This window comes from Thermotalea metallivorans (genome assembly GCF_001562415.1).
Taxonomy (GTDB): Bacteria; Bacillota; Clostridia; order Peptostreptococcales; family Thermotaleaceae; genus Thermotalea; species Thermotalea metallivorans.
This window is the reverse complement of the sequence record NZ_LOEE01000071.1, coordinates 1-8,915: the sequence shown is the minus strand read 5'-3', so window position 1 is coordinate 8,915 and position 8,915 is coordinate 1. Positions and strand designations below refer to the sequence as shown.

Annotated in this window: 9 protein-coding genes; all 9 read right to left on the bottom strand. The window is 38.3% G+C overall.

What is annotated here, in order from left to right; translation table 11 throughout:
* Nucleotides 1-153: 153 nt before the first annotated feature.
* Nucleotides 154-537 (bottom strand): ArsR/SmtB family transcription factor, encoded by a 384-nt coding sequence (locus AN619_RS13770; RefSeq protein ID WP_456300649.1) that lies wholly within the window; start codon nt 535-537, stop codon nt 154-156.
* A gap of 38 nt (nt 538-575) precedes the next feature.
* Complete coding sequence (locus AN619_RS13765) at nt 576-2,948, bottom strand: heavy metal translocating P-type ATPase (RefSeq protein ID WP_068557847.1); 2,373 nt, start codon at nt 2,946-2,948, stop codon at nt 576-578.
* A gap of 432 nt (nt 2,949-3,380) precedes the next feature.
* Nucleotides 3,381-3,764: a hypothetical protein gene (locus tag AN619_RS13760; protein WP_068557846.1), complete on the bottom strand. Its 384-nt coding sequence runs from the start codon at nt 3,762-3,764 to the stop codon at nt 3,381-3,383.
* A gap of 12 nt (nt 3,765-3,776) precedes the next feature.
* Nucleotides 3,777-4,202, bottom strand: a complete 426-nt coding sequence (locus AN619_RS13755; protein WP_068557845.1) for a hypothetical protein — start codon at nt 4,200-4,202, stop codon at nt 3,777-3,779.
* 296 nt (nt 4,203-4,498) lie between these two features.
* On the bottom strand, nt 4,499-5,866 hold the full coding sequence (locus AN619_RS13750) for a sigma-54-dependent transcriptional regulator (protein WP_068557844.1): 1,368 nt from the start codon (nt 5,864-5,866) through the stop codon (nt 4,499-4,501).
* Nucleotides 5,867-7,282, bottom strand: a complete 1,416-nt coding sequence (locus AN619_RS13745; RefSeq protein ID WP_068557843.1) for a two-component system sensor histidine kinase NtrB — start codon at nt 7,280-7,282, stop codon at nt 5,867-5,869.
* Complete coding sequence (locus tag AN619_RS13740; RefSeq protein WP_068557842.1) at nt 7,279-7,542, bottom strand: zinc ribbon domain-containing protein; 264 nt, start codon at nt 7,540-7,542, stop codon at nt 7,279-7,281. The genes AN619_RS13745 and AN619_RS13740 overlap by 4 nt, the downstream gene beginning before the upstream one ends.
* Nucleotides 7,539-7,883 (bottom strand): zinc ribbon domain-containing protein, encoded by a 345-nt coding sequence (locus tag AN619_RS13735; RefSeq protein ID WP_068557841.1) that lies wholly within the window; start codon nt 7,881-7,883, stop codon nt 7,539-7,541. The genes AN619_RS13740 and AN619_RS13735 overlap by 4 nt, the downstream gene beginning before the upstream one ends.
* Before the next feature lie 88 nt (nt 7,884-7,971).
* A complete protein-coding gene (locus tag AN619_RS13730; RefSeq protein WP_068557840.1) occupies nt 7,972-8,304 on the bottom strand; it encodes a nitrous oxide-stimulated promoter family protein in 333 nt (110 codons plus the stop codon).
* Nucleotides 8,305-8,915: the final 611 nt, after the last annotated feature.

Genomic DNA, 8,915 nt, shown 5'->3' with positions numbered 1-8,915 from the left:
TTATACTTCATGTCAAGTACCTCCTGTAGTTTTGGATTTGTGCTTTCGTGGTTGTTTGCACATCCCAATTCTACCGTGAGGTGCTCATTTTTTCAAAGTTCATTTTTGTTTATTACAGGAATGCTCCTATAGAATCATTTTTTCACGTTGAGGCTACTTATGATGAATATGGGCAAATCCTTGATCAAAAATATTTTTTACATGTTCATCATCTAATGAATAGTAAACGATTTTCCCTTCTTTTCTGTATTTCACAAGCCTTGCTTGCTTTAAAACCCTTAATTGATGGGAAATAGCCGATGGATTCATTCCAAGTAATGCCGCTATGTCACATACACACATCTCCTCAACAGATAATGCATACAATATCTTAATTCTTGTTGTATCCCCAAAAACCTTAAACAATTCTGCTAAATCATACAGCTTTTCCTCTCTGGGCATTACTTGTTTTACTTTTTTCACGATATCCCCATGGATTACATTGCAATTGCAAAATTCCCCTTTCACATCATGCTTCATCCGCTCATCTCTCCCCATTTTTTATCCAACTCCTTTCATCTACTCCCATGGGAAATCTATAGATGTTCAGCTTTCAAGACTCTCATAGCATTGAATACAGCAATCAGCGCTACTCCTACATCGGCAAATACAGCTTCCCACATGGTTGCAATCCCACCTGCACCTAAGAGTAAAACAAAGATCTTTACACCAAAGGAAAAGATAATATTTTGCCATACAATGCGTTTCGTCCTCCTGGCTATTTTTATTGCACTGACTAATTTCGACGGCTCATCGGTCATTAATACTACATCCGCTGCTTCAATGGCGGCATCGGCCCCTAGGCCGCCCATGGCTACTCCAATATCGGCCCTTGCCAGCACCGGCGCATCATTCATGCCATCTCCCACAAAAATCAATTTTCCTTTTGATGATTTTTGTCTGTCCAGCAGTTCAAGTTTTTCTACTTTTTGATCAGGAAGCAGCTCCCCATAGACTTCATCTAAACCTAACTGTTCTGCCACTTTTCTCCCTACCGATTGGCTATCCCCTGTGAGCATTGCAATTTTTTTCACCCCAACAGTTCTAAGGTCCTGAATAGCCTTTTGGGCATCTTCCTTAATTTCATCGGAAATAATGATGGCCCCGCCATATACCCCGTCAATGGCCACATACACTGCTGTGCCTGTAGTTTCCACCGGCTCATAGGAAATTTCTTCCTTATCCATCAATTTCATATTGCCTGCCAATATTTCTTTTCCCCGTACTTTCACTTTCACCCCGTATCCTGATATTTCATCATAACTTTCAATAGCCTCTTTATTTACCTCTTTTCCATAAGCCCTTAAGATAGATGCGGCAATAGGATGGTTCGAATAGCTTTCCCCATAGACTGCATACTCCAGCAATGCTTCTTCCGTAATATTTCCTTTGGGATGAATTTCTGTTACTTTGAATACGCCTTTTGTCAGTGTTCCTGTTTTATCAAATACTACCGTATGCACATTGTTCAATGCCTCCAGATAATTTCCGCCCTTCACGAGAATCCCGTTCTTCGATGCACCTCCGATACCTCCAAAAAAGCCTAAGGGAATCGATACAACCAAAGCACAAGGACAAGAAATTACCAAGAATACCAATGCCCTATAGATCCATTGGGAAAAAGTGGCACCTTTGATCACCAAGGGCGGAATGATTGCCAATGCAAGGGATGCAAATACAACCACAGGTGTATAATACCTTGCAAATTTCGTGATAAAGCTTTCCGTTGGGGCCTTTTTACTGCTTGCATTTTGTACCAGCTCTAAAATTTTAGATACCGTTGATTCCCCAAAATCTTTGGTCACCTCAACAGTCAATAATCCGTTTTTATTGATAAAACCGCTGAAAACATCACTGCCTGCCTCCACTTCCCTGGGTATCGATTCTCCTGTTAAAGCAGAGGTATCCACCATGGATTTTCCCTCCATTACTCTACCGTCCAGGGGAATTTTTTCTCCCGGCTTCACAAGAATCATAGCTCCGATATTTACTTCTTCCGGCGAAACCCGTCTTATTTCATCACCTATCTTGAGATTGGCAAAATCAGGCCGGATATCCATTAAGGCCGCAATGGATTTTCTTGAGCGATTCACTGCCATATCTTGAAAGAACTCCCCAATTTGATAAAAAAGCATTACAGCTACTCCTTCCGGGAACTCTTGAATTGCAAAGGCCCCAATGGTAGCAATTCCCATCAAGAAGTTTTCATCAAAAATTTGTCCCCTCAAAATATTTCTACCCGCCTTTAGCAAAACTTCTCCACCAACCAGCAAATAGCTGGCAAAATAAAGAGTAAATTCCGTCCAAAAAGAAAAATCAAGTATCAAGGGGATTACAAATAAGGTCCCTCCTAGGGCCAAACGGACCATCTCCTTTTTATTGTTCTTGCTGCTTTGTTTTTCTGCCTTACCCGCCCCTGTCTTGGGCTTGCTTTCATCAACCATATGCACATGGGGCTCTATTCGGTTTATAATTTTTGCCGCTTCATCCAAAATCCTGCTTAACTCTTGTTTGCTATTGGCCTCTATCACAAGCCTTTTGGATACGAAGTCTACAGAGGCGAATTTCACACCCGCCAAATTTTTTATTTCTTTTTCCATCTTTGCCGCACAGTTTGCACAACCTAACCCCATCAACAACAAAACTTTCTTCTCCGTTTTCGTAATGATTCTTTCATTGACAATGACCTCAGGCTCATACTTATTGATAATATCCTTGACTTGAGCCAGCACTTTATCCAACTTTTCATCACTCTCTATCTCTATGGAAAGTGTTTTCGTGACAAAATTCATATGAACACTGCAAACACCATTAATTTCCTTTATCTTTGATTCTATCTTGCTGGCACAATTTGCACAGTCCAGACCTTCCAATATAAGCTCTTTTTTGACTCTCCCGCCCACTTTCATTTCCCCCTTTTCAGCATTTTCTATGGGTTTCAACAAAGTCTTCTTTTAAATCTTCCAATGGAAGACTTTGTTATAACACATAGGAAATTATGTACTTTCATAAATAATGAATAAGTCATAATTTCCGTCATGGGTTTCAACAAAGTCTTCCTTTAAATCTTCCAATGGAAGACTTTGTTATAATTGGATACTGCAAAACCATGTACGACCCGCAGCCACGCTATATCTATGAGCAACATATTGTCATTTGTTTGAATTCATATGAATGTATATTCATATGTTCAGTTATTATTATATTCTTATGGATACAGTGCGTCAACTGCTTCATCATAAATTTTAGAAAATATTTTTTTGTTTCATGAAAAAATCAAAAAAATGCACTCACCAGCCTTTTCGCAAAAGACTGGCGAGTGCATGGGTTTTTTCTTTTTTTTAGTGCATTCCCATACCATTCATCATACCCATTCCGCCTTGCATATTCATCATGCCTTTCATGTTATTCATCGGCATCATGTTCATGCCATTCATATTGTCCATAGACATCATATTCATGCCACCCTGCATGTTCATCCAGTTCATGTTATTCATCGGCATCATCGGCATGTCACTCATATCTAAGCGGCCCTGCACGTTCAGACTGCCTTGTATGCCCATGCCATTCATATTGTTCATGGGCATCATATTCATGTTGTATCCATAACCCATATTCATGTTATTGTATCTGGTAAATTCGTTGATTCCCCATAATACACCAAAGCTGATGGCTATACCCAAAAGAGATATAACAGCTAATTTAAACCAAGGATTTTTTATCATATATATTCCCTCCTATGCATTTTTAACTTCCTTCTCCTTGCCACAATGGGGGCAAAGCTTCCATTCGGGATTTAACTCTTTGCTGCAGATAACGCATAACTCTTTCTGCGAAGCCTTTTTACTGCCTACAAAAGTGTTTTTGATGGCTTCTGTCTCTTCTGCTGTAAACAGATTATTTTTTATCCAGACAATAATGCCCGCCACTACGGCGACTACAAACACGGCAAACAGCACCTTCGTCATCAATAGCAACAGGTAGGCGATTGTTCCGCCATATCCAAATCCTGTTCCCATATACATATGCTCACCTCCAAAGTTTCCTCTTATTCCTACACCTATACCAAACCCCGTTCCCGATATTATAGCTTGAACAAGCCATAAACCTAGAACTGCCAACAACAAAATCCCAATCAGCTTCATCAAAGAATTATCTTTCATCCTTTCACCTCCTCCTTTTTCTGTTTAAATTCTTTCGAGAATATCATGCAGCAACAATCATGCCAACTTTTAAAATTGGCATCCCATGTTGAATAATCATTGAAATTTCAACGAAAATCCCCTTTCCTTATGATTTAGGGTTTCAAATCACGAATAAAGGGGATTGCTTTTTTCATCATCGCTTCATATATAAGGATATTCCTTTGATAACGATATAAACTATGCTCTGCATATGTTCAAATTTGCACATAGATGCTGTTGAAAACTCCACACCCCACAAAAGAATAAAAACAGCCTTACAGGCTGCTTTCATTGTTCAATTTATATTTGTCCATCCGATATATCAGTGCATGTCTTGATATTCCCAGCAACTTTGCAGCATGGGTCTGATTTCCTTTTGAAATTTCCAGGGCTTGTCTTACTAGGCTTTTCTCTACTTCTTCCAACACAATCCCCGTTTCAGGAAGAACGAAGATATCATCATAATTGGCATAGGCACCCCTTATGATCTCCCTCGGCAGTGAAGATGCCTGAATATAGCCGCCATTTGATAAAATCACCATTCTCTCAATAATGTTCTCCAGTTCTCGAATATTTCCCGGATAGTCATAATGCATTAATATCTCCAGGACCTTTTTGTCTACTTTTATGTGGCCTTTGTTTAGATCCTTTGCATATTTGTCGATAAAAAATTCTACCAACAAGGGGATATCTTCTTTCCTTTGTCTAAGGGGAGGAACATGAATGGGTATCACCTTTAATCTATAAAGGAGATCCTCTCGAAAGCTTCCTTCCTCCACCATTTTTTCAAGATTTCTATTGGTAGCAGCAATAATCCGCACATCAGCCTTGATTACCTCCGTCCCTCCTACCCTCTCGAATTCTTTTTCCTGCAATACTCGAAGTATTTTTACCTGTAGGGGCAAGCTTAGTTCTCCAATTTCATCTAAAAATAAAGTCCCACCCTGTGCTCTGTCAAATCTGCCCGGTTTTCTGCTTTGGGCACCCGTAAATGCACCCTTTTCATAGCCAAACAATTCACTTTCCAGCAAATTTTCTGGAATTGCACCGCAATTCACACGGATATACGGTTTATTTTTTCTGGAGCTCCGGCTGTGTATGGCACTGGCAATCAATTCCTTTCCTGTGCCGCTTTCCCCCGTAATCAATATCGTAGCATTTGTATCTGCTACTTTGTCTACGAGCTCAAAGATTTCACACATTTTTCGACTCTTTCCAATAATTCTGTTGTCAAAGGTTTCTGTAATTTTATTGCGAAGATAGTCAATTTCTTTATTGAGTTCATCAATGTTCAGTGCTTTTTTTACTTTCACCATCAGCTCATCTATGTCGAATGGTTTGGGTATATAATCAAGAGCACCCAGCTTCATTGCTTCAACAGCGGCATCTGTATTTCCGTGGGCCGTTATCATGATAATGGGTACTTTTTCATGAAGGGTTCGTATTTTTTTCAGGACTTCCATACCATCCATTTTAGGCATCCTGTAATCAAGAATTACCATATCCGGTTCTTTGTCTAGAAATTGTTCAAAGGCTTCGTATCCATCCCGTGCCTCAATAACTGCAAAATTTTCCTCCTTCAACTTCTTTTCCAGTATCCATCTCATATTTTTTTCGTCATCTGCAATGAGTATCTTTTTCATCTATACACTTGGCACCTCCCCATGGATAGGAAAAAATATTTCAAAGGTAGTCCCCTCCCCTAGTTTGCTCATAACGTTTATGACCCCATTGTGTTCTTCCACAATTCTATGCACCATAGCAAGACCTAATCCCGTCCCTTCATCCTTCGTCGTAAAAAAGGGATTAAATATTTTTTTTAAATGATCTTCCTCAATCCCTATCCCCGTATCCTGAAAGGCAATTTTGATCCATTTATTCTCCCAAAGCCTCGTAGATATGGTGAGTTCGCCACCCTTGGGCATGGCTTCCACTGCATTAAAAATTAAATTCACAAATGCTTGTTTTAAAAGCTCCTTGCTAACCACAATTTCAGGTATCTCCTCTGTGCTAAACCTTACAAGAACATTGTTCTGGGAAATATATTTCCCGGCAATCGTTAAGACCTCTTGCAGAAGGGTGTTGAAAGAATATAATTCTGTTTCATTTCTATTGGGTTTGGCAAAATCCATAAGACTTTTTATAATTTTGTTTGCCCTTTCTACTTCCTCATCAATGATTTCCAGTTCCCTAAAAGCTTCCGGATAATTCTTTAACTCCCCTTTCATTGTCTGGGCCACAGCCTTTATGATGGCCAACGGATTTCTGATTTCATGAGCAATTCCCGTAGAAAGCTCCCCAAGGGCTACCAATTTATCATTTCTCTGGATATGCTGCTGCAATTTATTGATTTCCGTAACATCATCAAAAATGATTACCAATCCTTTATTCATATTTTCAAAGGTTAACGGAAACAAGTTGATTCTGAGATTGGATTCTCCATGGGATGTTTTTATTTCTAGATCAATATTTTCAATCACCTTATTTTTTTCCATAGACTCTATGATCTGCGTCTCTATACTGCAGCAACATGCAAGCACTTCAAAAAAATGCTGCCCTATGCAGCTTTCGTCAATATGAAAGATATCCTTTGCGCCTTGGTTCATGATGGTAATAAACATGTCATTATTGACTGCAATTACACCGTCTTTTATGCTTTGAATAATGCTGTTTGTGTATTTTTCCAGAATCACATATCTTGATAATTCTTCATTTTTTTTTATGCATATCATGTTTTTCCTTTCGAACAGGATCCCCGTGGTAGACCCCACAGCAAAGAAAAAAAATATATCCAACAATTTATTGACTGTTTGCAGTTCAAGTCTTAGGGACAACAGGATATGGGGTGAATAGATGAAACTTGCAACGATGGATATAATGATTCCCCCTTGAAAGCCATGTTTGTAGGAAGCCATAATCACGGGGATTGTATACAGAAATCTATAAAAATCATGATAAGGGGTTTCTTCATATCCAGTGTAGTAATGGATGATACTGATGCCTATAATGAAAAGAACAATCCATATTTCATACTTAAATTTGAGAAATTTCCGTTTCATTTCCCCACACCTTTATCTATATATTTTTCACAATAGGGACAATAATTCCAGTGGATATCAATCTTTTCGCCACAGTTCGTACAGAACTTTTTTAAAGTCTCTTTGCATATGGGACATACATTGAAATTTTTTTCCACCCTGTTGCCGCAGCTTGGGCATTTATTAATCTTGTTTACTTCTAAAAGATCTACATGGTTGGCTTTATAAATAAATAGATAATATATCAGAAACGCCATGAGGATCAAGAGCAAAAGCGTCATGCTTTATCATCCTTTCGTAATTTGAAAGCTGTACCGCACAAAGGACATATCTTCCATTGGTCATTTTCAATCTCATATCCGCATTTTTTACACTTACCAGACCTATTTTGCCCTTGTACAAAATCCAGCAACAGGAATATCCCGATCATTATCATAATAAATAGCATCAAGCGAAAATCTGTATAATACATATATCTACCGTACATACCCATTCTGTAATGCATCCCCATTCCCATCCCGCCATTGAGCTGCATCAGCAGGGGAACAAGAACATAATTGTACATGAAGATAACTCCTAAAATAATCAACAAAATATAAAGTACTGTTCTCCTTCCTTTCATTCCAATTCCTCCTGGGATGTTTTCTTATCTCCACATGTAATATATGCAAAAATCATGCCGTTTCATTTAGCATACTATTTTTAAAATGCTAGCGGAAAAAATACTTGAAAAGATAGTCGATTCTTCCTCTTCTAATAAAATACATCCCGGAAAATTTCATTACTTTTTTTATTTTTTCCCTATATTCCTGGGCATAACATTTTATACTGCATTTTTTGCAAGCAGGTTTGACTGCCATAGGGCATCGGATTCGTCTGTTGATGGAATAGACAGCAAGATCTGAACATTCTTCGCATAACCTAACCTGCTTTTTCATTTCAAGACTATGATAGGAAAAGTCAGTTTTTTCCCTTTCTATATGCTTGTACCTGCAATAAACATGAATAAACTGAATCAGTATGAAAATATCTTTTTTCATCATCAGCTCTCCTCCTATAGATAGAAACAAACATTTCTCATCATGGTGCGATTGTTTTATATCATGCAAGATGATTTGAGTTATTCTTTACTCTATATCATGATGAATGCAATACTCATGCCTGTTTTTTGATGGATTTTATAAATTGTTCCACATGTATATATAAAGAAAGACAAGATATTATGAAAAAAGATCAGTAAAGTTGTGGAAACACGAAAAACATCCATAAGAATAGAGATTATACGGACCAATACCTGTAGCCAGGAGTGTGTCAAATACAAAGGCGGGTGTAGCAAAATGGCCATATATATGGAAGCCCAGAGCACAATACCAGTGATTACAGGTAACTTGCGGAAAATAGGAAAAATTCAACAAAAGCATCCGTACGGGAATGGTAGAACAATGTGGGGAGGGCAAATCTGCTTAAATACATGAAAATGACAAACAAGCTTCTTGCCCTCAATAAAGTACCCCCTTGTAAGATAAATATAGGGTTAGGGTTCAAAAACCCACCCGAATGTTCTTTGACAACTTTAAATTTATTGTTCAGATGAATCAGTGACACCTAGCATTGAAATTTCTAAACATCGTGCTATAATCTCTTTGTCAGAGAG

Coding starts and splice junctions, on each gene's coding strand:
- AN619_RS13735 (WP_068557841.1), bottom strand. CDS start 7,883: ATGAAAGGAAGGAGAACAGTACTTTATATTTTGTTGATTATTTTAGGA.
- AN619_RS13730 (WP_068557840.1), bottom strand. CDS start 8,304: ATGATGAAAAAAGATATTTTCATACTGATTCAGTTTATTCATGTTTAT.
- AN619_RS13740 (WP_068557842.1), bottom strand. CDS start 7,542: ATGACGCTTTTGCTCTTGATCCTCATGGCGTTTCTGATATATTATCTA.
- AN619_RS13760 (WP_068557846.1), bottom strand. CDS start 3,764: ATGATAAAAAATCCTTGGTTTAAATTAGCTGTTATATCTCTTTTGGGT.
- AN619_RS13745 (WP_068557843.1), bottom strand. CDS start 7,282: ATGAAACGGAAATTTCTCAAATTTAAGTATGAAATATGGATTGTTCTT.
- AN619_RS13765 (WP_068557847.1), bottom strand. CDS start 2,948: ATGAAAGTGGGCGGGAGAGTCAAAAAAGAGCTTATATTGGAAGGTCTG.
- AN619_RS13750 (WP_068557844.1), bottom strand. CDS start 5,866: ATGAAAAAGATACTCATTGCAGATGACGAAAAAAATATGAGATGGATA.
- AN619_RS13755 (WP_068557845.1), bottom strand. CDS start 4,202: ATGAAAGATAATTCTTTGATGAAGCTGATTGGGATTTTGTTGTTGGCA.
- AN619_RS13770 (WP_456300649.1), bottom strand. CDS start 537: ATGGGGAGAGATGAGCGGATGAAGCATGATGTGAAAGGGGAATTTTGC.